The following is a 26,245-nucleotide window of genomic DNA, read 5'->3' on the forward strand; positions in this document are numbered from 1 at the left end:
CTAGTTGCGTCCCAAGCAGGTTCGGAGGATAAGTCATCATGACCATGCTGATGCTGATTCTTGCCGGGTGGGTGGTGTTGTCACTCCCGCTGGCCCTGCTCGTCGCCCGGATGTTCCGGACCACCCCGCCCGCCGATCGTCCACGGCAAGGTCGCCTCAGCCGTGCTCGCATCATCCAGTTGCGCAACCGAATGCCGCGCTCGGCCCGCCCGGTGTGGGTCGGTCAGACATCGCCAACGCATTTGGGCCAAGATGGAGCGCGTGCCGCAACCGGATCCCGATCTGCTCATTGATTTCACCGATGTGACCGTCCGACGCTCAGGCCATACCCTGGTCGGTCCGGTCACCTGGCAGGTCGAGCTCGACGAACGCTGGGTCGTCCTCGGACCCAACGGCGCGGGCAAGACCTCACTGCTCCGCATGGCCGCCGCCGAAGTCCACCCCACTTCGGGTCAGGCCAATCTGCTCGGCGAGATACTCGGCAAAACCGATGTCTCCGAACTTCGTCCACGTATCGGACTCTCCTCCGCGGCCATCGCCAGCCGGGTGCCGAAGGAGGAGAAGGTCAGCGACCTGGTGGTGTCGGCCGGATACGCCGTAGTCGGGCGCTGGCGTGAACGCTACGACGATGTCGACACCGACCGCGCCATCGACATGCTGGAAAGCCTGGGCGCCGAACATCTTTCCGACCGCACCTACGGGACGCTGTCCGAGGGCGAGCGCAAGCGGGTGCTCATCGCGCGGGCGCTGATGACCGACCCGGAACTGCTGCTGCTCGACGAACCGGCGGCGGGCCTGGACCTCGGCGGCCGCGAGGAACTGGTGGAGCGCCTCGGCGATCTCGCCGCCGACCCCGATGCCCCGGCCATGGTGCTGGTCACTCATCACGTGGAGGAGATCCCGCAGGGTTTCACACACGGTCTGCTGCTCAACGAAGGCGAAGTGGTCGCGCAAGGGTTGTTGAGCGATGTGCTCACCGCCGAGAACCTCAGCGACGCGTTCCGGCAGTCGATCGCGCTGGATCGCGTGGACGGCCGCTACTTCGCGCGCCGCGCCCGCCGGGCGGGCAAGCACCGCCACCGCTGAGAGGCGCGTCGGCGACCATGGTCCGCGCAGCCCTCCAACCAAGCGCGCGTTAGGGTGCAGAGGTGAGTGAGACGACTGAGGTTGTGCCGGTCAAGGACGCGTCGACGGTGATGCTGGTCCGCGACAGCGCCGCGGGCCCCGAGGTGTTCCTGCAGCGTCGCGTCGGGGCCATGGCCTTCGCCGCCGGTATGACGGTGTTCCCGGGCGGTGGCGTCGACGTGTCCGACGGTACCGCCGACATTGCCTGGGCCGGTCCCGAACCGGCCTGGTGGGCAGAGCGATTCGCGACCACCGAGGAGCGCGCCAAGGCGCTGGTGTGCGCGGCGGTGCGCGAGACCTTCGAGGAATGCGGTGTGCTGCTGGCCGGGCCGACCGCGGACACCGTGGTCTCCGAGACCGCCGACTACCGCGAAGCGCGGGGCAAGCTGGAACGCCGCGAGCTCTCGCTGGCCGCTTTTCTGGCCGAGTCGAACCTCGTGCTGCGTGCGGATCTGCTGCTCCCGTGGGCGAATTGGATCACCCCGGTCGTCGAACAGCGCCGCTACGACACGCGCTTCTTCGTCGCCGTGCTGCCCGAGGGACAACTCGCCGACGGCGCCACCTCGGAAGCCGACGACGTGCAATGGCGCACTCCGGCCCAGGCCCTGGACCGCTGGCGCGCGGGCGAGGACATCCTGTTGCCGCCCACCTGGTCCCAGCTCGACGCCCTGAGCCGCTTCGACTCCACCGCCGAGATCTTCGCGGCGGATGTGGTCATCGACCCGATCATGCCGGTCCTGACCCAAGTCGACGGCGCACACGTCCTGACCTTCCCGGACAACAAGCGCTATTTCGCCGACCTCCCGGACCAGAGCAAACTCCGCGGTTCCCTGCGCGGCTGAACGCACAGCGAGCGCGGAGTTCGCTTCCTCTCGCGGTGATAAGAGAGGTGCCGCCCACTGGACGTGAATTGCGTCCGGTGGCGGAGTTCGCCTCCGGTTTGCGGTGACTCGGTAGGTACCGCCGCCGGATGCGATTGCGCCAGGAGTGCGATAGCCCCTTCTCCAACTCTGAGCGACAACTCGGCGCAGCATCGCGAATTGTCGCTCAGAGTTGGAATGGTCCGCATATCCCTCCGGAAAGTGCTGGTTGCTGCTGGGGATTAGCCGAGCTCTCAGCTCAGCTGCTTGTACTGGCTGTATTGCGTGACCTGGTAACCCAGCGATTCGTACAGCCGCAGCGCCGGCGTGTTTCCGGCGAAAACGTGCAGACCGAGTGTGGACATGCCGCCGCTCAGCGCGACCCGCTCGGCGATGAGCATCAGGGTACGGCCGTGTCCATGTCCGCGATGTTCCTCGCCGACCTTGACGTCGTAGACGAACGCTCGATCCGCGTCCCGTCGTGCCACCCAGATGTGGCCGACGGCAGTCCCGACGTGTTCGAGGATCCGGAACCAGGTGTCCCGGGTGGCGAGGCCATCCGGGAGGTTGTCCCGGTCGTCGGTCTCCGCTTTGGCGCGAGCCTGCTCCGGGGTGAGACCTCGGTCGATCCAATCCTGGGTGTACTCCTGGATTTCCGCGCGCTGCCAGGGGCCGAACTCGGCGTCGGTCATCGGCCGGGCGTGCGCCCCGGCCGGTAGCGCGGGCGGCTCGGCCGGGAGTTGCTTGACCATGTTCCGGCTGCGCTCGCGGTAGCCCAGGGCCGAGCTCAGGCGCAGCCCGGCGGCGGCGTCGGCGGGCACGGTGACGGTCACCTGGGTGCAGCCCCAGCCTTGGAGCACCTCCTCGGCCGCGAGCACGGCGATCGCCCCGCGCCCCCTGCGTCGTTCGGCCTCATCGATGCGCAGGGCACGGATGGTGCCGACGCCGGGTCCGTAGCGCGGCATGGTGGCGATCCGGATCAGGCCGACGCGCCTGCGGTTCACGCATACGTCGTAGGCGCGGGAACGAGCGCCGTCGGCGTCGTGCTGGAGCGGCTGCGTGGGCCGAATCGTGGTGGTCATCAACGTCGTTGTACCCCGTGCAAGGGCTCTTGTCGCGGGATGTGCGGCTGGGTTGGATAAGTGCGCCGTGATGACAGGGTTGCGGGCGGCGAGCGGTAGCGTGCGTCCCATGGCCGAATTCGTGACCCTCGAGCTGCCCGCCGATGCTGAAGATATTCAGGATGGCGCGCGCGGCATCGCCGTACTACGGATGAACCGCCCGCCCATGAATCGGATCAGCGTGCAGTTGGTGCGCGAGGTGGCGGCCGCCGCGGCGACCGTGGCGGCGGATCCGCGGGTGTCGGCGCTGGTCGTCTACGGCGACGAGCGGGTGTTCTCGGCCGGTGACGAGCTCGCCGAACTGTCCGAGCTGACCCCGGAGCAGGCCACCGCGATGGCCGCCGACGTGCAGGCCGGGCTCGGCTGCCTGGCCAAGGTTCCGCAGCCGACGGTGGCCGCGATCAGCGGCTACTGCCTGGGCGGCGGGCTGGAACTGGCGCTGGGCGCGGATCGCCGCATCATCGGCGACAACGTGAAACTCGGCCTGCCGCAGATCGAGTCCGGCCTCATTCCGCTCGCCGGTATCCGCCGCCTGTCGCTGCTGATCGGTCCCGGACCGGCCAAGGATCTGGTCTACACCGGCCGTTTCGTGGAGCCGGACGAGGCGAAAGAGCTCGGGCTCGTCGACGAGGTGGTCGCCCCGGACGAGGTCTTCAACGCCGCGATGCGCTGGGCGCGGCAGTTCGCCGACGGCCCGACCCGGGCGCTCGCCGCGGCCAAGGCCGTCTTCGAAGCGGGCCCGCACGGGCTGGATCGCGCGCGCACCGAATGGGCCGCCCTGTTCGGCACCGAGGACGCTCGCGCCGGCACGCGCACCGTGCTCGCCGACGGTCCGGGCTCGGCCACTTTCACCGGTCGCTGAAACGGCGAGCGCGCTGGCCTGCGCGGAGTACGGCGGCAGATGCGCAGATAGGAACACGTTTCAATCCGGCCAGTTGACCAGATCGATCTCAATCGGTGGCCCGATTGCTGGCCTCATCTGGGGATTTGGGTAGGCTACCCGACCATGACGGTACGCCCCGACGACCCCGCGCCGAACCCGCACGCCACCGAGGCCGAGGTCGAAGCAGCGCTCAAGGATACGAAGCTCGCCCAGGTCCTCTACCACGACTGGGAAGCCGAGACCTACGACGACAAATGGTCCATTTCCTATGACGAGCGCTGTATCGAATACGCCCGCGGCCGGTTCGACGCCGCGGTCGGCCCGGCTCCGCTGCCCTACGACAAGGCGCTCGAGCTGGGTTGCGGTACCGGTTTCTTCCTGCTGAACCTGATGCAGGGCGGCGTCGCCAAGTCCGGCTCGGTCACCGACCTGTCCCCGGGCATGGTCAAGGTCGCGCTGCGCAACGCCGAGCACCTGGGCCTGGACGTGGACGGCCGGGTCGCCGACGCCGAGACCATCCCGTACGAGGACGACACCTTCGACCTGGTCTGTGGCCACGCCGTGCTGCACCACATCCCCGATGTCGAGCTAGCGCTCAAGGAGTGCCTGCGGGTGCTCAAGCCGGGCGGTCGTTTCGTGTTCGCGGGTGAGCCGACCACCATCGGCAACCTCTACGCGCGCCGCCTCGGCCAGGCCACCTGGAAGGTGACCACCGAGATCACCAAGCTGCCGTTCCTGTCCGGCTGGCGGCGCCCGCAGACCGAGCTCGACGAGTCCTCGCGCGCCGCGGCGCTGGAGGCGGTCGTCGACCTGCACACCTTCGACCCGCGTGAGCTCGAGGCGATGGCGAGTTCGGCCGGCGCCGTCGACGTGAAGGCCACCACCGAGGAGTTCGCCGCCGCGCTGTGGGGCTGGCCGGTGCGCACCTTCGAGGCCGCCGTGCCCGACGAGAAGCTGACCATGCGCTACCGCCTGGCCCAGTACAAGGCCTGGCTGGCGCTGAGCAAGCTGGACGACAAGGTGCTCAAGCACGTCGTGCCGCGCCAGTTCTTCTACAACGCGATGATCACCGGCGTGAAGCCGGGCGCCGCGGCCAAGTAGTGGGATACGGCTTCAGCCGCGACGACGTCGCCTTCCTGACCAGTGCGGCCGGTACCGCCGCGCTGGCGGAGGTGAACCGGCTGGAGCTCACCCCCGCGACGCACCTGCGCGATATCGAACGGGTGCGCCGCCACCACGGGGCCATGACGGCGGCGCTGATCGACACAGTTCGATTGCGCCGCAAGGCAACCGCCAAACTCCTCGGTGCGGGGGAATGGCTGTTCACCGATGACGCGCTGCAGCAGGCGACACCGTCGCTGGTAGCGCGGGCCAGGGCGCAGCGCTTGGCCGGACGCGCCGTGCACGATGTGACCTGTTCCATCGGCGCGGAGCTGGCCGAGCTGGCTCGCGTTTGCCCGTCGGTAATCGGCAGCGACCTCGACGACGTGCGCCTGTCGATGGCCGCCCACAATCTGAGCACACGAAACGTGTTGGTGGCCAAAGCGGATGCACTGGTCCCGGTCAGCCGCGACACCGTGATCATCGCCGATCCGGCCCGCCGTGCCGACGGCCGTCGTACCCATGACCCGGCCAAGCTGCAACCTCCGCTGCCTGATCTCCTCGCCGCCTATGCGGGTCGCGATATCGCCGTAAAATGCGCTCCGGGATTGGATTTCGACAGCCTGGACTGGGCGGGCGAGATCGAAGTTGTATCGCTGGACGGGGCGGTCCGCGAAGCCTGCCTGTGGTCGCCGGGCCTCACCGAATCAGGCGTGACCCGCCGCGCCACCGTTTTGTCCGCGACCGGCGAATCCGTCGTTCTCACCGACGGCGAGCCCGACGACATCCCGGAGCACGAGCCCGGCGAGTGGATCGTAGATCCCGACGGCGCGATCGTCCGCGCGGGCCTGGTCCGCCACTACGCCGCCAAACACGCTCTCTGGCAACTGGATCCGCAGATCGCCTACCTCACCGGCGACCGTGTCCCCGAGGGCTTGCGCGGCTTCCGCATCATCGATCGCCTGGAACTGCGTGAGAAGTCCCTGCGCCAAGAATTGGCCCGCCGCGACTGCGGTTCGCTGGAAATTCTCGTCCGCGGCGTCGACGTCGATCCGGACGCCTTGCGTAAGCGCCTGAAACTCCGTGGCACCCAGCCCTACACGCTGGTGCTCACCCGCATCGGCCGCACCGGCACCGCGTTCCTCTGCACCGCGCACCGCTGACCGCAGCGACGAGTCACCGCTACTCGGTCACTTCTCCGGTTCGAAGGTGAAGACCTCGCCGATGCGGGTGGCCACCACGACCTCGCCCTCGGCGCCGACCGACGTCCCGGTGGTGCTGCCCTTGGCTCCGGGCAGTGGATCCGAGTCTTCGGTGGCGCCGGTCTTGGTGTCGAAGGTGATGAGGTTGAGGCCCTCACCGATGGCCGCGGTGGTGTAGCCGACGCCGCCCGCGGTCTGCACCGGCGTGCCGCGCAGGGCGAGGTCTTTACGTTCCCAGACGATTTCGGCGACTTCGCCCTTGTCCCGCAGGGCCACCAAGTAGCCGTTGTCGCCGGCGGGGATGATCAGGCCGTCGTTGGAGACCGAAATGCCGTAGCGGGGCGCCCATTCCAGGTTCTGCACCCACTTGGTGCGGCCGTCCGCGGTGTCGATCGCGATCAGCCGCTTGCTGTTGTCGCCGACGTAGACGGTCTCGCCGTCCGCCGAGAGGGTGGGGCTGGTGGCGCTGCCCTCCGACAGCATCGCCGCGCTCCACTCCTGCTGAATCCGGTTGTCGTGGTAGCGCATCGCGACCAGGGCGGCGGTCGGCGCGCCCGGCTTCCACAGCGTCAGATAGAAGCGGCCGGTGGCCGCGTCGACGGCGGAGATGTTGGCGACCGGGCAGTACGGGCCGCCGGTGCCGCAGTCCTCGAGGCCCTGGCCGGAGGCCGGGCGGGTCAGGTCGGGGTGGGCGAGGAAATCGGGTTCGCCGAGCAGCTGCAGGGTGGAGACCACGCGCGCGCCGGTCTGGCGGCTGAGGACGTCGACCTGGCCGGACTGGGTCACCGTCAGCACGTTCCCGTCGCCGGTGAACTGCACCGAGACCGGCACACCGGCCACCGGTGTGCGCCAGCGCGGCTGGCCGAGGTAATTCAGCGAGTTCACCGCGCCGTCGTCGCCCGCGTAGACGTTGTCGGCGCCGTCGACCACCGAGGGCGAGCTGATCGCGTTGGGGCCCAGCTGGTTACAGAACCGCTTACGGCCGGTGGGCATCTGCAAGGAAAGCAGCGCGCAGTTGTTCGGGGTGCGGGTGGTCAGGAACATCTGGCCTTTGGGGCCGATGGTGACGGCCTCCTCGATCGGGCCGCCGACGGGGCGAGTCCAGCTCAGCGCCATCTTGCGGGAGCCGACCACGGTGGTGACGCCACCGTTGCGGCCGTCGTGATGCGCGGCGGGCCAGCCGGCTCCCGAGCCGACCTTGATGTCGTCGATGTCGGTGCCGCAACCGGCCATCGTCACCGCGCCGAGGGCCGCGAACACGGCCATCGCATGCATCCGGGATCGCGTACGCACCTGGTTTTCTCCCCTCGGGTCGATGGCCGCACGCAAGAGTAGTCGGTAGCCGACGGGCCCTGACCCGCACCCCATTAAGCTGTCAGCCGATGGACAACCCAGGGCCTGTTGCCCTGCGGAACACGACAGGAGACGGTTCGTGACGAGCATGTGGGGCGCACCGTTGCGCGCGCGGTGGGCGGGTTCGCGCCGCCGGGATCCGCAGCAGGCGAGATTTCTGACGAGGGACTCGCTGCGCTGGGTGCTCGCCAACCGCGCGTACACACCGTGGTACCTGGTGCGGTATTACCGCCTGTTCAAGTTCAAGCTGACCAACCCGCACATCGTGTTGCGCGGCATGGTGTTCCTGGGCAAGCGCGTGGAAATCCACGCCACCCCGGAATTGGGCCGGATGGAGATCGGCCGCTGGGTGCACATCGGTGACGGCAACGCCATCCGCTGCCACGAGGGTTCGCTGCGCATCGGCGACAAGGTGGTGTTCGGCAAGGACAATGTCGTCAACACCTACCTCGACATCGAGATCGGCGAATCCACCCTGGTCGCCGACTGGTGCTACATCTGCGATTTCGACCACCGGATGGACGACATCACCATGCCGATCAAGGATCAGGGCATCGTGAAGAGCCCGGTGCGCATCGGCCCCGACACCTGGATCGCCGCCAAGGTGACGGTGCTGCGCGAGACCCGCGTCGGCCGCGGCTGCGTGCTCGGCGCGCACGCGGTGGTCAAGGGGGATGTCCCGGACTACGGCATCGCTGTCGGCGCCCCCGCCAAGGTGGTGAAGAACCGCAAGGCCGCCTGGGAGGCGGGCGCGGAAGAGCGGGCCAAATACCTTGCCGCGCTGGAGGACATCGAGCGCAAGAAGAACGGGATCACGCAACAGGCGGGCGCGTGACCGGATACGCGGCACTGTTGCGGGGGATCGCCCCCAGCAACCCGAACATGACCAACGACAAGTTGCGGGGCGTCTTCGAGAAGCTCGGCTTCGAGCAGGTGGCGTCGGTCCTCGCCAGCGGCAATATCGTGTTCCACAGCGCCGAGACCGACGTGCCCGCGCTGGAACAGCAGATCCAGCAGGCGCTGATCGCCGAACTGGGGATCGGCGGCGGCACCATCATCCGTAGCCACCAGGAGCTGCGAACCCTGCTGGACAGCGACCCCTTCCCGGGTCTCACCCACGGCCGCGGCACCTACCTCACCGCCACCTTCCTCAAGGACAGCACCAAGGTCCCGGTGAAACTGCCGGACCAGCCCGACCCGCTGGTCCAGGTCGTCGGCTTCGACAAGCCCGCCCGCGTCTTCCTCTCGATCGTCGACAACAGCGATCCCGGGAAGACCCCGGACTTCATGGCCTGGCTGGACAAGACCTACGGCAAGGACATCACCACCCGCACCTGGCTCACCGTCCAGCGGATCGTCAAGAAGCTGGAGAGTCTGGGCTAGCCGCCGAGCCCGCTCAGATCGGGTTGTTCGGATCCCGTTCCGGCAAGGGGCGTTCCACGATGACCGGGCGGCCGAGCGGGTTGCGCACCCGGCGCTTGGCCGAGTGATAGACCTGCGCGGTTTCCGCGGCGACGACGTCCCAGGCGAAGTCCGCGGTGAGACGGTCGCGCGCGGCATAGGCGCGGGACTGCGCCGCGGCGGGGTCGTCCAGGGTGGCGCAGACGGCGTCGACGAGGCCGTTGACGTCGGCGGGTTCGAAGGAGGCGCCGGTGACGCCGTCGATCACCGCTTCACCCAGACCGCCCGCGTTGGAGGTGATCAGCGGGGTGCCGGCGGCGGCGGCCTCGAGCGCGACGATGCCGAAGGGCTCATAGCGGCTGGGCAGCACGATGGCGTCGGCGCCGTGCAGCCAGCCGAGGAGTTCGGAGTGGTCGAGCTGCCCGGCGAAGTTCACCGCGCGCGCGACCCGGTGCACGCGCGCGCGCTCGCGCAGCCACTCGAACTGGGTGCCGACACCGGCGATGGTCAGGGTGGCGCCGGGGTGCGCGCGCCGGATGCGGGGGAGCGCGGCGATCGCGTCCTGGACGCCCTTCTCGTATTCGAGGCGGCCGACATAGAGCAGCCGCGGCGGGCCGCCGCGGGGCGCGCGCGGCCGGAAAGCCCACGCGCCCACGTCGATTCCGTTGCGGATCACCGTCATCGGAATGCGTTCGGGCCCGTAGAGTCGCTGCACCTCGTCCTGCATGGACGTCGAACAGGTGATGAGCGCGTCGGATTCGTTGGTCAGCCACCATTCGACGGAGTGGACCTGCTTGTTGACCTTGCCCGCGACCCAGCCGCTGTGCCGCCCGGCCTCGGTGGCGTGGATGGTCGAGACCAGCGGCACGTCGTAGTACTCGGCCAGCGCGATACCGGGGTGCGCGACCAGCCAGTCGTGGGCGTGCACCACGTCCGGGGTCCAGCCCTCGCCGATGCCTGGCTTGCCGAGCGCGACGCCGGCGCGCACCATGGCGTGGCCCATGGCCAGGGTCCAGGCGAGCATGTCCTCGCCGAAGTCGAAGGACGGCGGGTCCTCCGCCACCGCCACCACCAGCACACCGTCGGCGACGAAGGAATGCGTGGGGTGGGTCGAGGAGTCGGTGCCGGAGGGCCGGCGGGAGAGCACGACCACCTCGTGGCCGGCGGCGGCCAATTCGGTGGCCAGGTGATGCACGTGGCGACCGAGCCCACCGACGACGACCGGCGGGTACTCCCACGACACCATCAAGATTTTCATGTAAGTCCTTCTGAGGGTCTCGCCCCTAGTCTTCTGGCATCGAGTCCCGGGAAGAGCCCGTCGGCCGCACCCCATCCTGCCGCCAACTGGTGTGCTTTGGCGAGTTGGCCCGCCCCGGCCGCGGCCGCGATTTCCCGCACGGCGTGCGCGTGCTGGTGCGCCCGTTCCCGGGCGTAACCGGCGGCGGAGTCCTTGGAAACCATGAACGCCCAGTCGCTCTGCACCGTGAGGATGGCTTCGCGCAGCAGCTGGTCGGCAACCGGGTCGCGCAGCGCCGGACCGGTCTCGGCGGCCCGCATCTTGTCGATGGTGTCCAGCGCCAGCCGGACGATGTCGTCGTTGAGTTCGACCAGGTCACGGACTTGATCTCCGGCCCAGACCCGCCAGTCTTTGCCGGAGCCCCAGGAGGAATCGCCGAGCTGCACCGGTGCGCCCACATAGCCGTTGGCCCGGGCATCGGCCAGCGTGCCGACCGTGACGCCCGCTTCGGGCAGTTTGCGCAGCACCTGGGCCAGCCACTGCGGCCCCTCGTGCCACCAGTGCCCGAACAGTTCGGTGTCGAAAGCGGCCACGACCAGCGCCGGACGCCCGATCCGCGCCGATTCGGCGAGGAGGCGTTCGCGCACGGTCTGCACGAAATCGTCGACGTCGCGGACCACGGCCGCCGCGGCCAGCTCGGGGTCGTACGGCGCCTTGTCCGGACCCGCCACCGTCTTGCCGGTGACCCGGGCCGGTTTGAGTCCGGTCGCGTGGTCATAGTGATGGAAATCACGGTAAGCACCGTGGCCCGGGTAGCCGGATTTCGGCGACCAGACGCGGTAGCTGACGTGCAGATCCCGGCCGAAGGCGACGACCTCCGACTCGCGTACCGGCCGCCCGAGGCTGCTGTCGCCACGCAGCGAGGGGCCGTCGACCATGAAATGCGTCACACCGGCGGCGTCGTATTCGGCCTCCATGCCCGGGGTGAATCCACACTCCGGCGCCCAGATGCCGCTGGGCGTGTGCCCCCACCGATGCCGCGCGTCCGCCAAGCCCTCGGCCAGCTCGAACTCGCGCATCCGGGAATCGAGCAGCGGCTGGAACGGATGCGCCAGCGGCCCGCCGAGCAACTCGATGGTCTCGGCGTCGGCCAGCTGCCGCCAGACCGGCGCCGCGCCGTGCCGCCAGTGCTGCTCGAACTCCGCCAAAGCCGTTGCGGCCAGCCGGTGTTCGTGCCGCCCGAGCGCGACGTTGCCCGCCATCGCGGCCTCGTCGGCGCGCAGCTGCCAGTTGCCCAGCCAGTGGTGCATGCCGGACAGGCAGTGCGGGTCGTCCAGCTGGGCCGCCAGCACCGGCGTGATGCCGAGGCTCAGCAGATGTGAACGACCCTCGGCGGCAAGGGTTCTGAGCACCTCGACGACGGGAAGATAAGTAGCCGCCCAGGATTGGTAGAGCCATTCCTCGCCGACCGGCCAGCGCCCGTGATGGGCCAGCCACGGTAGATGCGAGTGCAGGACCAGCGAGAACTGGCCCGGGACTTGCGCACTCACGCGGGTTTCACCGCGATCGCGAGCAGGTCGAGGCTGGCGTCGATGTCCGGTTCGGCGATCTCGAAGTCGTCGATGGTGACGCCCGCGACGTCGGCGGTCAGCTCGGCCGGCCACGGCTCACCGGCCAGCGCCCGCTCGATCTGCGCGTCGATGAACGACCCACCGTGCTTGGCGTCCAATGCCTTCAGGCTCGGCCCGTGGTGCACGCCGGTCATCACCGAGACCTCGAATCCGGCGTCGACCAGCAGCTCGGTGAGCTCGGCGGCGTTGAGTTCGCGGGTGTGGAACGGATTGAGCGGGGTGTCGCGTCCGGGCGAGAAGGTGATCCGGTTCGGCGTGCTGATCAGCAGCTCGCCGCCCGGCCGCAGCACCCGCAGGCACTCGCGCAGGAACTGGCTCTGATCCCAGAGGTGCTCGATCACTTGGAAATTCACCACGACATCGACCGAGGCGTCGGCCAGCGGCAGGTCGGCGAGGTTGCCCTGGATCATCTCCACGCGCGGGTAGCGCGCCCGCACGTGCTCGACCGCGCTGGTGTCGTAGTCCAGTCCGGTCACCTTGGCGGCGACCCCGGCGATCATGTCCGCGCCGTAGCCTTCGCCGGATCCGGCTTCCAGCACGGTCTTTCCGGCGCAGCGTTCCAGCAGGCGGGCGTAAACGATCTCGTGCCTGCGGAACCAGTAGTTCTCCTCGGCGATACCGGGGACGGTGCGCTCGCCGGTCAGCGGCAGCGGTTCTACAGCAGGGTCCGCAGCATCATCCGATAGTGCGGCAGGGATCACAGCCTCGCTCATTCAACTGACGTTAGCCGAGCCGAAAATGCCCGATACCTGCGGCCGGGCGTTGTGCTCCGGGACACGTGGAGGACAGTTGCGGGAGTGAGGCCGCTAAGTTACCCACGAGTAACTTAACGTAGGGTAATGTCACGCCCGAGCTAACCACACGCCCCCAGAACAGGAGGTCGACGAAGACCGATGCCGAACATCGTCGTACTCATCAAGCAGGTTCCTGACACCTGGTCCGAGCGCAAGCTGACCGATGGTGACTACACCCTCGACCGCGAAGCCGCTGACGCCGTCCTGGACGAGATCAACGAGCGCGCGGTCGAAGAGGCGCTGCTGATCAAGGAGGCGCAGGGCGGCGAGGTCACCGTGCTGGCCGCCGGTCCCGATCGCACCACCGAGGCCATCCGCAAGGCGCTGTCCATGGGCGCCGACAAGGCCATCCACATCAACGACCCGGCGATCCACGGCTCCGACGCCGTGCAGACCGCCTGGGTGCTGGCCAGCGCGCTGGGCCAGGTCGAGGGTGTCGAGCTGGTCATCGCCGGTAACGAGGCCACCGACGGCCGCGCCGGTGCGGTCCCCGCGATCATCGCCGAGTACCTCGGCCTGCCGCAGCTGACCCACCTGCGCAAGCTGACCGTCGACGGCGACAAGATCACCGGCGAGCGCGAGACCGACGAGGGCGTCTTCAAGCTGGAAGCCTCCCTCCCGGCCATCGTCTCGGTCACCGAGAAGATCAACGAGCCGCGCTTCCCCTCCTTCAAGGGCATCATGGCCGCGAAGAAGAAGGAAGTGCAGACCTTCACGCTGGCCGACCTGGGCGTCGACCCGTCGACCGTGGGTGTCGCGAACGCGGGCACCGCGGTGACCGCCGCCACCCCGAAGCCCGCCCGCACCGCCGGCGAGAAGATCGCCGACGAAGGCGACGGCGGCACCAAGATCGCCCAGTACCTCGTCGGCCAGAAGATCATCTGATCCGCCGCCCCGAGACTGCTTAGGAGAGAACACAAATGGCAGAAGTACTTGTGCTCGTCGAGCACGCCGACGGTGCGATCAAGAAGGTCAGCACCGAACTGATCACCGCCGCGGCGGCGCTGGGTGAACCGGCCGCCGTCGTGACCGGCCCCGCCGGTACCGGTGAGAAGCTGGCCGACGCGCTGACCGCCGCCGGCGCCGCCAAGATCTACATCGCCGAGTCCGACGATGTGGACAACTACCTGGTGACCCCGAAGGTCGACGTGCTCGCCGGTCTGGTGGAGTCGGTTTCCCCGGCCGCCGTGATCGTCGCCGCCTCGGCCGAGGGCAAGGAGGTGTCCGGTCGTCTGGCCGCGCGCCTCGGCTCCGGTCTGCTGGTCGACGTCATCGACGTCAAGGCCGACGGCTCCGCCGTGCACTCCATCTTCGGTGGCGCGTTCACCGTGGACGCCAAGGCCACCGGCGACGTGCCGGTGATCTCGGTGCGCCCGGGCGCCGTCGAGGCGAAGCCGGCCGCCGGCGCGGGCGAGAAGGTCACCGTCGAGGTGCCGGCTCAGGAAGACGGCGTCGTCAAGGTGACCGCCCGTGAGCCGATCGTGGGCGGCGACCGTCCCGAGCTCACCGAGGCGACCATCGTCGTCTCCGGTGGCCGCGGCGTCGGTTCCGCCGACAACTTCGCGGTCGTCGAGGCGCTGGCCGACTCGCTGGGTGCCGCCGTCGGCGCCTCGCGTGCCGCCGTCGACTCGGGCTACTACCCGGGCCAGTTCCAGGTCGGTCAGACCGGTAAGACGGTCTCCCCGCAGCTCTACATCGCCCTGGGCATCTCCGGCGCCATCCAGCACCGCGCCGGTATGCAGACCTCGAAGACCATCGTCGCGGTCAACAAGGACGAAGAGGCCCCGATCTTCGAGATCGCGGACTACGGCATCGTGGGCGACCTGTTCAACGTCGCGCCGCAGCTGACCGAAGCGGTCAAGGCCCACAAGGGCTGATCCACAGCGGTATCGAGTGGCCCCGGCTGGAAACAGCCGGGGCCACTTGCGTTTTCCGAATGCCGTGATGAGAAGCTGGGCGGTATGCAGCTGCCAGTGGAGGTCACCGAGAACATTCGCGAAATCTTCGAAGAGCGTGGCGAGCAATGGCTTGCCGACCTGCCGGACGTGATCGAAAGCCGGTGCAAGTCCTGGGATCTGGAGGTGATCGGCGAGACCTTCGGCGGCGGTACGCATTCCTGGGTGGCGCCGGTGCGGCGCGTCGACGGCAGCGTCGCGGTGCTGAAGATCCCGGTGGTCGACGAGGAGAACATCGGCGAGGCCGCCGGGATGTTCTGCTATCAGGGTGACGGCGCGGTCCGGCTCTACGAGTACGACCCGGAAACCGGTGCGCTGCTGCTGGAATGGGCGCGGCCGGGCACCCCGCTGCTGGAACAGCCGGGCTTCCCCAGCCTGGAAGGGCATCCGGAGCACGCGGACAAGATCGAGCTGGCCTGCCGCCTGTACCGCCGCCTGCGCCGCGAGCCGATCGGTATCCCGGCCGGGTATCCCGAGCTGCCCGCGGCCACCGGCATGGTGCGGGAGTGGGGCGAGATGTTCGCCGATCCGGAACCGGAAGTGGCACAGGTACTTCCGGCGACCCTGCGGGACGCCGCCGCCGAGTGGTGCGAGCGTCTGGCCGTGCCGGACGGCCCGCTGCTGGTGGTGAACCGGGACACCCACCTGGGCAATATCGTTGCCGCCGAACGGGAACCGTGGCTGCTCATCGATCCCAAGGCCTACCTGGGCGAGGCCGCGTTCGACGCCGGATTCCTGATCATGATCCAGGTTCAGGGCAATCCGGTCCCGGAACACGCCCGCGCGGTCGTCTCGCGCACCGCGACCGGCCTGGGCGTCGATCTGGAGCGCGCCCGGGGCTGGGCGACCATGCGGGCCATGGAGGAGATCGTCTGGGCCGTCGAGGACGAGGAGCCCGAAGACCTGCGGTTGCACCTGGCGGTCGCGCAGGCCCTGGTCAGCGGTGCAGGTTCGTGAGCAGCGTGGACAGGATCGGCGAGGGCCGGGCGTCGCTGCGGACCACCGCCGACACCGGGATCCGCAGCCGGTGTTCGGTGAGTTGCAGGACGACCAGGCCCTCGGTGGGACTCTCGGCGTAGAGCACGGTCCACGCGTCGGGCCGGTTGAGCAGCTCCATCGTCGCGGTGTGATCGGGCGGGATCGGCGGGCCGTAGGTGGGTCCGGTGGGCAACTCGGCGAAGGCGGCCCGAATGATGTTGTGCAGCAGCACCTGCTCCTGCTCCGGCGGGAGCAGCAGCGGGTAGGGGCTCAGCTCGGCGAGGGTGACGGTGTCGCGGGTGGCCAGGGGGTGGCCGCTGGAGGTGGCGATGACGAGGTCCTCGACCCAGAGCTGCTGCACCGCCAGGCCCGGCTGATCGACGCTGCCACGGATGAGGGCTAGATCACAATCGCCGTCGGCGACCGCCGTAATCCGTTGGCGGAAGGGCTTGATCACATATTCGATCTCGGCGTCGGGGTGCGCCGCGCGGGTGCCCGCGATGGCCGACAGCGAGCGGGTCGCGAAGGACATGTTGGCGGCCAGCCGGATTCGGGGGCCACTGGTGCGCACGGTGGCGCGGATGGCAGACTCCAAGCTCAGCATCTGTTTAGCCAGGGGAAGTAGCCGAGTAGTCGCGTCGGTGGGGATAACGGCCCGGGTGGTGCGCTCGAACAACGGCACCCCGAGGTCGCGTTCGAGCCGGGCGATCTGATGGCTGATGGCCGACTGTGAGATGAAGCAGCGCGTCGCGGCTTTGCTGAAGCTCAGTTCCTCACAGACCGCGACAAAGTATGCCAGTTGGCGCAGCTCCACGGCAAGCTCCCGATTCATGAGTGATCAAGATAAGAGTCATCTCCATTATGCGCCCTAACACCTGAAATATCTGCGCTTCGTATGACGGTTGGTAATGAGAGAAGGAGGCTGTCATGGAACACGCAGATGTGGTCGTTGTCGGATCGGGATTCGGGGGGCTGGCCGCGGCCAAGCAGTTGGCGAAGTCGGGAATCAACTTCGTGCTCATCTCGAGCACACCGGAGCATCTTTTCCAGCCGTTGCTGTATCAGGTCGCGACAGGTGTGCTGGCCTCCGATGAGATTGCGCCGCCGATCAAGTCGGTGCTGCGCCGGCACCGCGAAGCCGACGTCCGGCTGGGCAAGGTGATCGACCTCGATCCCAATACCGCGGTGCTCACCTACGAGGCGCAGGGGGAGCAGCGCCAGATCCGCTACGGCTCGCTGATCGCGGCCACCGGCGCGAGCCAGTCCTATTTCGGCCGTGACGATTTCGCGGCCAAGACGTTCGCGCTGAAGACCATCGAGGACGCGAAGGCGCTGCGCGCGCAGATCGAGCGCGTCTTCACCCAGGCCAAGGGCGCCGACGAGGCGACGCGCGAGCGACTATTGAGCTTCGTGGTCGTCGGTGCGGGCGCGACCGGCGTCGAGGTCGCGGGCCAGCTCAAGGAACTCGCGAAAAGGCACTACCACCAAGAGGTTTCGGTAACCCTGGTGGAAGGCGCCGGCGCGGTGCTGCCGCCCTTCGGCGGCGGGCTCTCGGAATACGCGAAGCGCTCGCTGGCCGGCAGCGGTGTGGAGGTGCTGCTCGGTACCTTCGTCACCGATATCGAAGGCGGCAAGGTGACGGTCAAGGACGGCGAGGGCGTGGAACGCCGCATCGCCGCCGAGACCGTGGTGTGGTCGGCCGGCGTGCAGGCGGGCGGGTTCGCCAAGATCCTGGCCGAGCGCACCGGCGTCGACACCGACCGGGCCGGTCGGCTGCTGATCAATCCCGACCTGACCGTGGGCGGCCACGCCGATATCTACGCCATCGGCGACATGACCTCGCTCAACGGCTACCCCGGCCAGTCGCCGGTGGCCATGCAGGAGGGCCGGCACGCCGCCGACATCATCCGCCGCAAGAAGGCGCCCGGCACCCCGTTCAAGTACTGGGACAAGGGCAGCATGGCGGTGATCAGCCGGTTCAGCGCGGTGGTGAAGCTGAACGAGCGCATCACCTTCCGCGGCTTCCTGGCCTGGATCATCTGGCTGGCGGTGCACCTGATGTACCTGGTCGGGTTCCGCAACCGGTTCGCCGCGGTGGGTTCGTGGCTGATCGCGTTCATCGGCACCGGGCGGCCCGGGTTCGACGAGGTCGACCCCGCCGCCAATGCGGAGACTCAGGAATTGCCGCGCTTGGCGGCTTGATCTCCTGATCGACATCGCGCTCTCGGCCGTGGCTGGGAGCGCGATTCTTGCTGGTGAGGCACTATTTCGCGAACCCGGCGCGACAGCGGGGTAAACAACTGGTGTGACCGGCGTCTCGTTCACCTGACTGCCCTCGGCGCGACACTTCGGGGTTCCTTCGACGCAGTTTCGGACTGGCTTCATCGAAGCTATGACTATTTCGTCCGTGTTGACCGCTCCGGCTCCGACGGACTCGGGGGTGGAAAAGTCTACCTATTCGCTCGTCGTCTCCTCCGACGCCGATCACCGCCGCGCGGCCCAGCGCCTGCGCTATGACGTGTTCGCCAACGAGCCCGGCTTCCAGATCCCCGACAACGGGACCGGCCTGGACGCCGACCGCTTCGACGACCACTGCGATCACCTGCTGGTCCGGGAGGATCGCACCGGCGAATTCGTCGGCTGCTACCGCATGCTGCCGCCGGACAAGGTGAACGCCGCGGGCGGCTACTACACGGCCACCGAATTCGATGTGGCGCAACTGGATCCGGCCGGACGCCGGATCGTCGAGATGGGCCGCGCCTGCGTGGTGCCCGACCATCGCAACGGCTCGGTGCTGACCCTGATGTGGGCGGGCATCCTGCACTACATCCAGCTCACCGGCTACGAGTGGGTGATGGGTTGCGTTTCGGTGCCGATGCAGGACGGCCCCACCGACCCGATCGGCGTCAACGTCCGCGGCGTGCGCGACATGCTGCTCGGCCGGCACGCCTCCGACCCTGAATGGCGGGTGCACCCGCTGAACCCGGTGGTCGTCGACGGCAAATCCCTCGACGAGCTGGCCCCGCCCGCGCGCCCGAAGCTGCCGCCGCTGCTGCGCGGCTATCTGCGGCTCGGCGCCGAGATCTGCGGCGAACCCGCCCACGACCCGGATTTCGCGGTGGCCGACTTCGTCGCGCTGCTCGGCATGGACACGATCAACACCCGTTACCTGGAACGGCTGCAAAGCGCCGCGGCCTCGCTCGACGGACGGTGAATCCCCATGGTTTTCGACGCCCCGCCCGCGCAAGCGGTGCACGCGTGGATGCCGTCGAGCCCCTGCGGGCCCGGCTGCGTCGAGGCGACCGCTGAGGTCGGTACCGCCCGAGTGCTCGCCCGCCTGCTGGGCGTCACCGGTCTGCTGATCAGCTACCCGCTGCTGAACGCCGCCGCGCCGCGGCGGCATCGCGAGGGCTTGCAGCGCCGCTACGCCCATGCCGTACTCGGCTGTCTCGGAATCGAATTGCGCGTCGTCGACCAGCGGCCCGGCGCGGAGTCGGCCCGCTACGCCGGACCGGGCGACGGCGTCATGATCGTCACCGGCCATATCGGCTGGTCCGATGTGGTGGTCCTGGCGGCGGTCCAGCCGCTCGGCTTCGTGGCCCGCGCGGACATGCTCGACTGGCCGGTGCTCGGCGGACTCGCCAAGCGATTGCGCGTCATCCCCCTCGAACGCGAACGCCTGCGCGAACTCCCCGGCGCGGTAACCGAACTCGGCAACCGGCTGGCCGCCGGTGACCGGGTGGCCGTGTTCCCCGAGGGCACCACTTGGTGCGGCCGCGCCTACGGCCGCATGCGCCCGGCGCTGTTCCAAGCCGCCGTCGACACCGGCACGTTCGTCCAGCCGGTGCGTCTGCGCTACCTCGACCGCCACGGCGCGCAATGCACGATCCCCGGCTTCGTCGGCGACGACACCTTCGCCGACTCCGCGAAACGCATCCTGCGCTCGCGCGGCCTGGTCGCCGAAGTCGTGCTGCGACCGCAGGAATACCCCGGCCTGGACCGCCGCGACCTGGCCCGCCGCTGCGAGCGCGCGGTGCGCGGCACCGAACTCTCGCTGCACGGCAGCACCACCGAGTGGATCGAGGCGAGCGCCACCCGGGTGCAGGACCCCGCCCCACTCCCCGCCCCACCGGCGGTCGCGGCCGCCGCGATCCATCACGGCGTAGACCGTCGTGGATTGCGCGGCCGTGCGGTCGCGGTGCTGCGGCGTCGCACGCGCGACAGCCGAATCACCTCCAGCCGGTAGCCGTTTGCAGCGCGAGGCTGCCCACGGCCAAGATCAGGCCGAGCGCGCCGCCGAACACCAGGGGGCGCGCGCCGTTGGCGCGCAGTTGCCGCCAGGTGAGGGACGAGCCGATGGCGGCGAGGACCGCCGCGATCAGCCAGGCGCTGAGCCGGCCGAGCGGCGCGACCCAGGTGGGCGGCACGATGCCGGTCCCGGCGATCACCGATGCCACTAGAAACAGGACGACGAACAGCGGAAGGCTCTGGCGTAGCGACAGTTTCGCCCCGGCACGCCGGCTGAAATGCAGTCCGAGGCACAGCGGAACGATCATCAGGCTGCGGACCAGTTTGACGATCACCGCGAAATGGGCTGCGGCAGGACCGAATATCACTCCGGCCGCCAGCACCGAGGAGGTGTCGTTGATAGCGGTGCCCGCCCACAGCCCGAACGCCTGCTCGGACAATCCGAGTAGCCGTCCGATAGGCGGAAAAGCAAGTACCGCAACGATATTGAAGACAAAGATGGTACCGAGCGCATAGGCGACCCGTTCCTTCTCCGGCTTGATCACCGCCGTCGCCGCGGCGATCGCGGACGCGCCGCAGATCGTCGTCCCGACCGCGACCAGAGTGGCCGAATCCCGGTCCAGCGCCAGCATTCTCCCGATCACCACCGCGGCGACCGCGCCCAGGGCGAGCGTTCCGAACAGAACCACGGCGGTCTGCCGTCCGACCTCCAGCACCGAGCCGACCGGCAGCCCCAACCCGAGCAGCACGATCGCCGCGCCGAGGATCCGCTGCCGCGTCAGCGCGAGTCCTTCGGCGAAGACGCCTGTCTCCGTGACTGATCGGCGACCCAGGACACCGATCAGGACGCCGCCGCACAGCGCGAGGATCGGGGCGCCGACAACCGGCGCCGCCTTACCCGCAACCGTCGCCACGCTTGCGACCGCGGCGGCGAGCAGGAGGCCTGGAAGATTTCGGCGTAGCCACATCATCTTTCACACGATCACGACTCGCTCGAACGGCCGGTAGCTGGTGAAATAGCAGTACCCCATAAGCGGCGCTGATGTGACTGCCCTTTTTCTGGTTCGCAAGCCCGATCTGCTGGTGATACTCCGAAAGGCGGCGTCGTTCGCGCAGGTCAGGGCCTTGTCAAGAATTCGATAACTGGCGTAACCGTGTGGTAATTGCGCGAAACGTCGCACGTAATCATTGGTTCCGAGCATTTGCGGCATGACAGGCAGAACGTATTCGGAACCGAGCATCAGCCGGCGTTCGGCCCCCGCCCGCCGGATTCGAGATATTTTGCGGGCGCGTATTCGCAGCGGGGTCTACGGAAATCGGCCGTTGCCGCCGGAAACCCAGCTGGCGGCGGACTTCGGCACCAGCCGCAATATCGTGCGAGACGCGCTGGCGCTGCTCCGGGACGAGGGCCTGGTCGACCGGGTGCCCGGCGCCGGGACCTTCGTGGTCTCGGAGAAGGCGGTGCAGGGTCTGGACCGGCTGCGCGGGCTGGCCGAAACCTTCGAGACCGGCAGCGATCGGGTTGTCAACCGGGTGCTGCTCGCCGAGATCGTGCCCGCGACGCCGATCGTCGCCGAACGGCTGGAGCTGGACACCGGAACGCCGGTGGTCGTGCTGGAACGCATCCGCTACCTCGACGGCACTCCGCTGTCGCTGGACGCCAGCTATCTGACCGCCGATATCGGAGCGCCGCTGCTGTCGCTCGACCTGACCGGGCACGACGTGTTCGGCCTGCTGGAGGCCGAACTCGGATTGCCACTCGGCTCCGCGGCCGTCTCCATCGAGGCGGTGGCCGCCGACCCGACCGTCGCCGGACTGCTCGAGGTCCGGCCGGGCGCGCCGCTGCTGTTCCTGGAACGGCTCACCTACACCGATTCCGGCCGGCCGGTCGACCTCGAGTACGTCCGCTACCGCGGCGACCGCTTCTCGCTGTCCGGCCGCTTGCACCGCACCCCGGTCACACCGAACCGCGGTGTCACCGAACCGAATGAAAGGGGCTGATTCCCATGGATATCCCACCGGTCGCGACGCGCCGCGAGCTGAGCTGCGACGTACTGGTCGTCGGCGGCGGCACCGCGGGCACGATGGCGGCCCTGACCGCCGCGAAACACGGCGCCCAGGTGCTGCTGCTGGAGAAGGCGCACGTACGGCATTCCGGGGCGCTTGCCATGGGTATGGACGGGGTGAACAACGCGGTCGTCCCCGGCAAGGCCAGCCCCGAGGATTACGTCGCCGACATCACCGTCGCCAACGACGGAATCGTCAACCAGCGCACCGTCTATCAGACCGCGACCCGCGGCTTCGAGATGGTGCAGCGGCTGGAGAGCTACGGCGTCAAGTTCGAGAAGGACGAGCACGGCGAATACGCGGTGCGCAAGGTGCACCGTTCCGGCAGCTACGTACTGCCGATGCCCGAGGGCCGGGATGTGAAGAAGGTGCTCTACCGCACCCTGCGGGCCCGGGATGTGCGCGCCAAGGTGACCATCAACAACCGGGTCATGCCGGTCCGGGTGCTCACGGTCGCGGGTCGCGCGGTCGGCGCGGTCGGATTCGACACCCGCAGCGGAGAATTCGTGACCATCTCGGCGGGCGCGGTCATCCTGGCTACGGGGGCGTGCGGGCGGCTCGGCTTACCCGCGAGCGGCTATCTCTATGGGACCTACGAGAATCCGACCAATGCCGGTGACGGCTACGCGATGGCCTACCACGCTGGGGCCGAACTGTCCGGCATCGAGTGCTTCCAGATCAACCCGCTGATCAAGGATTACAACGGCCCGGCTTGCGCGTACGTCGCCAATCCCTTCGGCGGCTATCAGGTCAACGCCGAGGGCAATCGCTTCGTGGACTGCGACTACTGGTCCGGGCAGATGATGGCCGAGGTCAAGCGCGAACTCGACAGTGCGCGTGGCCCGATTTATCTGAAACTCAGTCATCTGCCGGACGCGACGATCCAGGAGATCGAAGGGATCCTGCACACCACCGAGCGGCCCACCCGCGGCACCTTCCACGCCGGTCGCGGCACCGACTACCGGACCAGCGATATCGAGATGCACATCTCCGAGATCGGTTTGTGTAGTGGGCATTCCGCCTCCGGCGTATGGGTCGACGAGCACGCGGCGACCACCGTGCCGGGGCTCTACGCGGCCGGTGACATGGCCCTGGTCCCGCACAACTACATGATCGGGGCCTTCGTCTACGGCGACATCGCGGGGGAGAGCGCGACCGAGTACGCCCGCGGCGCGGCACATCCGGCCCTGCCCGAGGACCAGATCGAGGCCGCGCACGAACTCATCTACCGGCCGCTGCGCAATCCGGACGGTCCGCCGCAGCAGCAGGTCGAATACAAGCTGCGGCGCTTCGTGAACGACTACCTGCAACCGCCCAAGGCGCAGCGGTATCTGACGCTGGGGCTGGAGTCGTTCGAACGGATGCACGCCGATATCGCGCAGATGGGCGCGCACACCCCGCATGAGCTGATGCGGTGCGCGGAGGTGAGTTTCATCCGGGACTGCGCCGAGATGGCCGCCCGCGCCTCGCTGCGGCGCACCGAAAGCCGGTGGGGGCTCTACCATCAGCGCGCGGACTGGCCGGCCAGCAACGACGCCGACTGGTTCTGTCATCTCAACCTGTTCCGGGGCGAGTCGGGCGCGATGGAGTTCACCACCCGGCCGGTCGCGCCGTACATCGTGCCGGTGCCCGGGTTCGTCCGGCCCGACGGCGTCGCCGATGTCGCCGCGCCGGAGTTGGTCGGGGCGTGGAGCGCCCGATGAGCACGAGACTGCTGCGGCTCATGGAGCTGGCCGAGGAGTGGCCGGACCTCGACGAGCTGAATCCTTTTCTCGCCGATCAGGATCCGGAGGTCCGGCGGACGGCGCTGTCGGTGCTCAGTGAGACCACCGAGGAGTGGGCGGCGGCCTCGCCGCTCATCGCCGCCGGGCTGGCCGACACCGACGCGACTGTCCGCGAAGCCGCGGTCGGGCTGTTGACCGAGCTGCTCGAAGTGCTGGTCCCCGGCCCGGAATTCGATGGTGCACTGCGTGCTTGCGTCGAAGCGCCGGACCCGGCGGTGCGTTCGGCGGCGATCGAGGCGCTGTGGCGGCACCGCCGTACCAGCGCGGCCGAATTGTCCGGCTGGCTGGCCGATCCCGAAATCGAGGTGCGCCGCACCGTAGTCGGCGGGTTCACCTCGGTGGACGCCTTGGCCGAGCTGGCCGTGGCGGCCGCCGACCCGGCGCCGCTGGTCCGCATCGCGGTCGCCAAAGGTGTGGCGGCGGTCGGCGATCCACGCGGGGCCGCGACGCTGATCGAGCTGGCTCGCGACCCGGACCCGCTGGTGCGGGCGGCCGCGCTCGCCGCGCTCGCGCAGACCGGCTGCGGCGACGAGGCGACGGCCGTCGCGGCCGCGGCCGTCGTCGATCCGGCGTGGCAGGTGCGGCAGGGCGCGGCCATCGCGCTCGCGGTCGCTGATCCGGAAGTCGCCGCGCCCCACCTGATCTCGGCTGTCACCGACGACAACCTCGACGTCCGCAAGGCCGCCGTGCGCGCGCTCGCCGAACGGATCGCCACCCTCCCGGAGGTCGCCGCCGCCCTCCAATCCGCTCTCGAGGACCCGGACGCCGACGTCCGCGCCTTCGCTCGCATCGGCATTGCCAACTCTCGAAAGGAAAGCTGATGGCTCAGGTCAACACTCGCATCGACGTACCGGTCACGGTCGACGAACAGAAGTGCATCGACGGCTGCACGCTGTGCGTCGACATGTGCCCGTTGGATTCGCTGGCGATCCATCCCGACTCCGGCAAGGCGTACATGCACGTCGACGAATGCTGGTACTGCGGCCCGTGCGCCGCGCGCTGCCCGGTCGGGGCCGTGACCGTCGACATCCCGTATCTGCTGCGCTGATCGCAGGCGAAGGACAGCACGATGAGTACACCACGCACCACCCTGGCCCTGCTCCTGGGCATCGCGACCGCCGCGACCGTCGTCGCGGGCTGCGGCTCGGGTGACGGCAAGACCATCACCGTCAATATCGGATACCAATCCAAGACGATCAACACCGTCACCGCGGGCACGCTGCTGCGCGATCGCGGCACCTTCGAGGCCGAGCTGGCCGAGCTCGGAAAAGCCAAAGGCGTGACCTACAAGGTCGAGTGGAAGGACTTCGCCGCCGGTCCGCCGTTGACCGCCCAGATGCTGGCCGGACAGGTGGATATCGGCTCAATGGGTGACGCGCCCGTCCTGGTCAACGGTTCCAAGACTCGCGACCACGCCGACGTCAAGACCGAGCTGATCGCGGTCACCGGCTACAACTTGCGCGGCTCGCTCAATCAGGTTGTGGTGCCGATGAATTCGCCTGCGGTCACGCTGTCCGATCTGCGCGGCGAGATCGTCTCGACCAGTGTCGGCTCGGCCGCGCACGGCATGCTCAGCACCGGACTGTCCGGCTCGGGGCTCACCCTCGACGACGTCAAACTGCTCGGGCAGGATCCGGCGGTCGGGGCCTCGGCGTTGCAGGGCGATCAGGTGGCGGCGCTGGCGCAGTTCGTGCCCTGGCCGCAGAAGCTGGTTTTCGACGGCAAGGCCCGGCTGCTCTATGACGGGGGCAGCGCGAAGATTCCGACCTTCCACGCCGTCGTCGCGAACAAGCGTTTCGACGCCGCCAACCCGGATATCGTCGGCGCGTTCCTGGCCGCCCAGAAGGCCACCTCCGACTACATCAATCGCAACCCGCTGGCCGCGGCGCTGCGCGTCGCCGAAATCACCGGGCTGCCACCGGAAGTCGTCTACCTCTACAACGGGCCCAACGGCTTGGTGAGCTTCGACCCGACGATCAAACCGCAACAGGTCGAGGCGCTGGGCACCTTGCTGCCGTTCTTGAAAGGGCTCGGTGCGCTCGCGGATCTGGACCTTGGCGAGTTCGTCAACGACAGCTACGTCCGGTCGCTGTATGGCGCGGAGTACGAGAAGCAGCGCGCTTCGACAGCCGCGCCGAGCCCGCTGACCGGAACCGATCCGGTGTGCGGCGGGGCCGTCGACGGTGTGGCGACCGCTTCGGAGGCCTGGTTCAAAGGCACGGACACCACGTCGGTGGCGCGGACGCCGACCTGTCTGCTGCGTGTCATCGCTCAGCAGGGCGGGGAGCCGCGGGCCGCCTATGTTCCCGACGCCGCGTCGGGGACACGGATCTTCGCGAATACCGCGACCTGGGTGACTGATCCCGCAGCGGGTCCCGACGAGCGGATGTTGCCGTTCGCGGTGCGTGCCGACGCCCTGTCCTACGCGGGCAGTCATCCGGGCAGCACCGTCATCGATTACCAGGCCGCATTGCTCGCCCGGTAGCGCAACACACGAGAGAAGGA

The 26,245-nt window shown here is 68.6% G+C and carries 24 protein-coding genes and 1 pseudogene; 18 read left to right on the forward strand and 7 right to left on the reverse strand.

Annotation, left to right across the window (positions count from 1 at the left end; genetic code table 11):
• The first annotated feature begins 38 nt into the window (after nt 1-38).
• The 3 genes from AB0M14_RS10195 (at nt 39) to AB0M14_RS10205 (ending at nt 1,967) form a co-directional block, all read left to right on the forward strand.
• On the forward strand, nt 39-293 hold the full coding sequence (locus AB0M14_RS10195) for a hypothetical protein (RefSeq protein ID WP_364995873.1): 255 nt from the start codon (nt 39-41) through the stop codon (nt 291-293).
• Complete coding sequence (locus AB0M14_RS10200) at nt 253-1,086, forward strand: ABC transporter ATP-binding protein (protein WP_364991801.1); 834 nt, start codon at nt 253-255, stop codon at nt 1,084-1,086. Before AB0M14_RS10195 ends, AB0M14_RS10200 begins: the two co-directional genes overlap by 41 nt.
• A gap of 110 nt (nt 1,087-1,196) precedes the next feature.
• A complete protein-coding gene (locus tag AB0M14_RS10205; protein ID WP_364995626.1) occupies nt 1,197-1,967 on the forward strand; it encodes an NUDIX hydrolase in 771 nt (256 codons plus the stop codon).
• Nucleotides 1,968-2,239: 272 nt separating this feature from the next.
• On the opposite strand, the gene AB0M14_RS10210 is transcribed toward AB0M14_RS10205, so the two are convergent.
• Nucleotides 2,240-3,067, reverse strand: coding sequence for a GNAT family N-acetyltransferase (locus AB0M14_RS10210; RefSeq protein ID WP_364991804.1), 828 nt, complete (start codon nt 3,065-3,067; stop codon nt 2,240-2,242).
• A gap of 109 nt (nt 3,068-3,176) precedes the next feature.
• On the opposite strand from AB0M14_RS10210, the gene AB0M14_RS10215 reads away from it, so the two are divergent.
• The 3 genes from AB0M14_RS10215 (at nt 3,177) to AB0M14_RS10225 (ending at nt 6,253) form a co-directional block, all read left to right on the forward strand.
• Nucleotides 3,177-3,968, forward strand: a complete 792-nt coding sequence (locus tag AB0M14_RS10215) for an enoyl-CoA hydratase-related protein (protein ID WP_364991806.1) — start codon at nt 3,177-3,179, stop codon at nt 3,966-3,968.
• Nucleotides 3,969-4,112: 144 nt separating this feature from the next.
• Nucleotides 4,113-5,090, forward strand: a complete 978-nt coding sequence (locus tag AB0M14_RS10220) for a class I SAM-dependent methyltransferase (protein WP_364991809.1) — start codon at nt 4,113-4,115, stop codon at nt 5,088-5,090.
• Nucleotides 5,090-6,253, forward strand: coding sequence for a class I SAM-dependent methyltransferase (locus AB0M14_RS10225; RefSeq protein WP_364991812.1), 1,164 nt, complete (start codon nt 5,090-5,092; stop codon nt 6,251-6,253). Before AB0M14_RS10220 ends, AB0M14_RS10225 begins: the two co-directional genes overlap by 1 nt.
• 27 nt (nt 6,254-6,280) lie before the next feature.
• Here AB0M14_RS10225 and AB0M14_RS10230 read toward each other — a convergent pair whose 3' ends face one another.
• Nucleotides 6,281-7,558, reverse strand: a complete 1,278-nt coding sequence (locus AB0M14_RS10230) for a PQQ-binding-like beta-propeller repeat protein (protein ID WP_364991815.1) — start codon at nt 7,556-7,558, stop codon at nt 6,281-6,283.
• 166 nt (nt 7,559-7,724) lie between these two features.
• Between AB0M14_RS10230 and AB0M14_RS10235 the strand changes: the two genes are divergently transcribed.
• Nucleotides 7,725-8,480: an acyltransferase gene (locus AB0M14_RS10235; RefSeq protein WP_364991818.1), complete on the forward strand. Its 756-nt coding sequence runs from the start codon at nt 7,725-7,727 to the stop codon at nt 8,478-8,480.
• Nucleotides 8,477-9,028, forward strand: a complete 552-nt coding sequence (locus tag AB0M14_RS10240; protein ID WP_364991822.1) for a DUF1697 domain-containing protein — start codon at nt 8,477-8,479, stop codon at nt 9,026-9,028. Before AB0M14_RS10235 ends, AB0M14_RS10240 begins: the two co-directional genes overlap by 4 nt.
• A gap of 13 nt (nt 9,029-9,041) precedes the next feature.
• On the opposite strand, the gene AB0M14_RS10245 is transcribed toward AB0M14_RS10240, so the two are convergent.
• The 3 genes from AB0M14_RS10245 to AB0M14_RS10255 are packed head-to-tail and all read right to left on the reverse strand — an operon-like array spanning nt 9,042 to nt 12,627.
• Nucleotides 9,042-10,304: a glycosyltransferase family 4 protein gene (locus tag AB0M14_RS10245; protein WP_364991825.1), complete on the reverse strand. Its 1,263-nt coding sequence runs from the start codon at nt 10,302-10,304 to the stop codon at nt 9,042-9,044.
• On the reverse strand, nt 10,301-11,833 hold the full coding sequence (locus tag AB0M14_RS10250; RefSeq protein WP_364991828.1) for a glycoside hydrolase family 57 protein: 1,533 nt from the start codon (nt 11,831-11,833) through the stop codon (nt 10,301-10,303). The genes AB0M14_RS10245 and AB0M14_RS10250 overlap by 4 nt, the downstream gene beginning before the upstream one ends.
• Nucleotides 11,830-12,627 (reverse strand): class I SAM-dependent methyltransferase, encoded by a 798-nt coding sequence (locus AB0M14_RS10255; protein WP_364991831.1) that lies wholly within the window; start codon nt 12,625-12,627, stop codon nt 11,830-11,832. Before AB0M14_RS10255 ends, AB0M14_RS10250 begins: the two co-directional genes overlap by 4 nt.
• Nucleotides 12,628-12,807: 180 nt before the next feature.
• Here AB0M14_RS10255 and AB0M14_RS10260 point away from each other — a divergent pair, with 180 nt between their 5' ends.
• The 3 genes from AB0M14_RS10260 to AB0M14_RS10270 all read left to right on the forward strand — a co-directional run bounded on the left by AB0M14_RS10260 (nt 12,808) and on the right by AB0M14_RS10270 (nt 15,620).
• Complete coding sequence (locus AB0M14_RS10260) at nt 12,808-13,593, forward strand: electron transfer flavoprotein subunit beta/FixA family protein (protein WP_364991834.1); 786 nt, start codon at nt 12,808-12,810, stop codon at nt 13,591-13,593.
• Nucleotides 13,594-13,628: 35 nt separating this feature from the next.
• The gene (locus AB0M14_RS10265) at nt 13,629-14,585 is read left to right on the forward strand and encodes an electron transfer flavoprotein subunit alpha/FixB family protein (RefSeq protein ID WP_364991837.1); all 957 of its coding nucleotides are present in this window, start codon (nt 13,629-13,631) and stop codon (nt 14,583-14,585) included.
• 84 nt (nt 14,586-14,669) lie between these two features.
• Nucleotides 14,670-15,620 carry an aminoglycoside phosphotransferase family protein gene (locus tag AB0M14_RS10270; protein WP_364991840.1) on the forward strand — a complete coding sequence of 317 codons (951 nt, stop codon included), beginning with the start codon at nt 14,670-14,672 and terminating at the stop codon, nt 15,618-15,620.
• Here the strand turns inward: AB0M14_RS10270 and AB0M14_RS10275 are convergent.
• Nucleotides 15,601-16,455: a LysR family transcriptional regulator gene (locus AB0M14_RS10275; protein WP_364995628.1), complete on the reverse strand. Its 855-nt coding sequence runs from the start codon at nt 16,453-16,455 to the stop codon at nt 15,601-15,603. The two genes, AB0M14_RS10270 and AB0M14_RS10275, sit on opposite strands and share 20 nt — an antisense overlap.
• A gap of 113 nt (nt 16,456-16,568) precedes the next feature.
• Here AB0M14_RS10275 and AB0M14_RS10280 point away from each other — a divergent pair, with 113 nt between their 5' ends.
• The 3 genes from AB0M14_RS10280 (at nt 16,569) to AB0M14_RS10290 (ending at nt 19,887) form a co-directional block, all read left to right on the forward strand.
• Nucleotides 16,569-17,843, forward strand: a complete 1,275-nt coding sequence (locus AB0M14_RS10280; RefSeq protein ID WP_364991843.1) for an NAD(P)/FAD-dependent oxidoreductase — start codon at nt 16,569-16,571, stop codon at nt 17,841-17,843.
• Nucleotides 17,844-18,033: 190 nt separating this feature from the next.
• Nucleotides 18,034-18,855 carry a GNAT family N-acyltransferase gene (locus tag AB0M14_RS10285; RefSeq protein WP_364991846.1) on the forward strand — a complete coding sequence of 274 codons (822 nt, stop codon included), beginning with the start codon at nt 18,034-18,036 and terminating at the stop codon, nt 18,853-18,855.
• 6 nt (nt 18,856-18,861) lie between these two features.
• Nucleotides 18,862-19,887: a lysophospholipid acyltransferase family protein gene (locus AB0M14_RS10290; RefSeq protein ID WP_364991849.1), complete on the forward strand. Its 1,026-nt coding sequence runs from the start codon at nt 18,862-18,864 to the stop codon at nt 19,885-19,887.
• Here AB0M14_RS10290 and AB0M14_RS10295 read toward each other — a convergent pair.
• On the reverse strand, nt 19,871-20,860 hold the full coding sequence (locus AB0M14_RS10295; protein ID WP_364991852.1) for a putative sulfate exporter family transporter: 990 nt from the start codon (nt 20,858-20,860) through the stop codon (nt 19,871-19,873). The genes AB0M14_RS10290 and AB0M14_RS10295 overlap by 17 nt on opposite strands.
• Before the next feature lie 238 nt (nt 20,861-21,098).
• Here AB0M14_RS10295 and AB0M14_RS10300 point away from each other — a divergent pair, with 238 nt between their 5' ends.
• The 4 genes and pseudogenes from AB0M14_RS10300 (at nt 21,099) to AB0M14_RS10315 (ending at nt 26,225) form a co-directional block, all read left to right on the forward strand.
• Nucleotides 21,099-21,890: a GntR family transcriptional regulator gene (locus AB0M14_RS10300; RefSeq protein WP_364991855.1), complete on the forward strand. Its 792-nt coding sequence runs from the start codon at nt 21,099-21,101 to the stop codon at nt 21,888-21,890.
• Between the two features lie 5 nt (nt 21,891-21,895).
• Nucleotides 21,896-24,561: pseudogene (locus AB0M14_RS10305) on the forward strand (fumarate reductase/succinate dehydrogenase flavoprotein subunit).
• A complete protein-coding gene (locus AB0M14_RS10310) occupies nt 24,561-24,788 on the forward strand; it encodes a ferredoxin family protein (protein ID WP_330230062.1) in 228 nt (75 codons plus the stop codon). The pseudogene AB0M14_RS10305 and the gene AB0M14_RS10310 overlap by 1 nt, the downstream one beginning before the upstream one ends.
• A 21-nt stretch (nt 24,789-24,809) precedes the next feature.
• Nucleotides 24,810-26,225, forward strand: coding sequence for an ABC transporter substrate-binding protein (locus tag AB0M14_RS10315; RefSeq protein WP_364991859.1), 1,416 nt, complete (start codon nt 24,810-24,812; stop codon nt 26,223-26,225).
• Nucleotides 26,226-26,245: the final 20 nt, after the last annotated feature.

Source organism: Nocardia sp. NPDC051832 (assembly GCF_040681285.1).
GTDB lineage: Bacteria > Actinomycetota > Actinomycetes > Mycobacteriales > Mycobacteriaceae > Nocardia.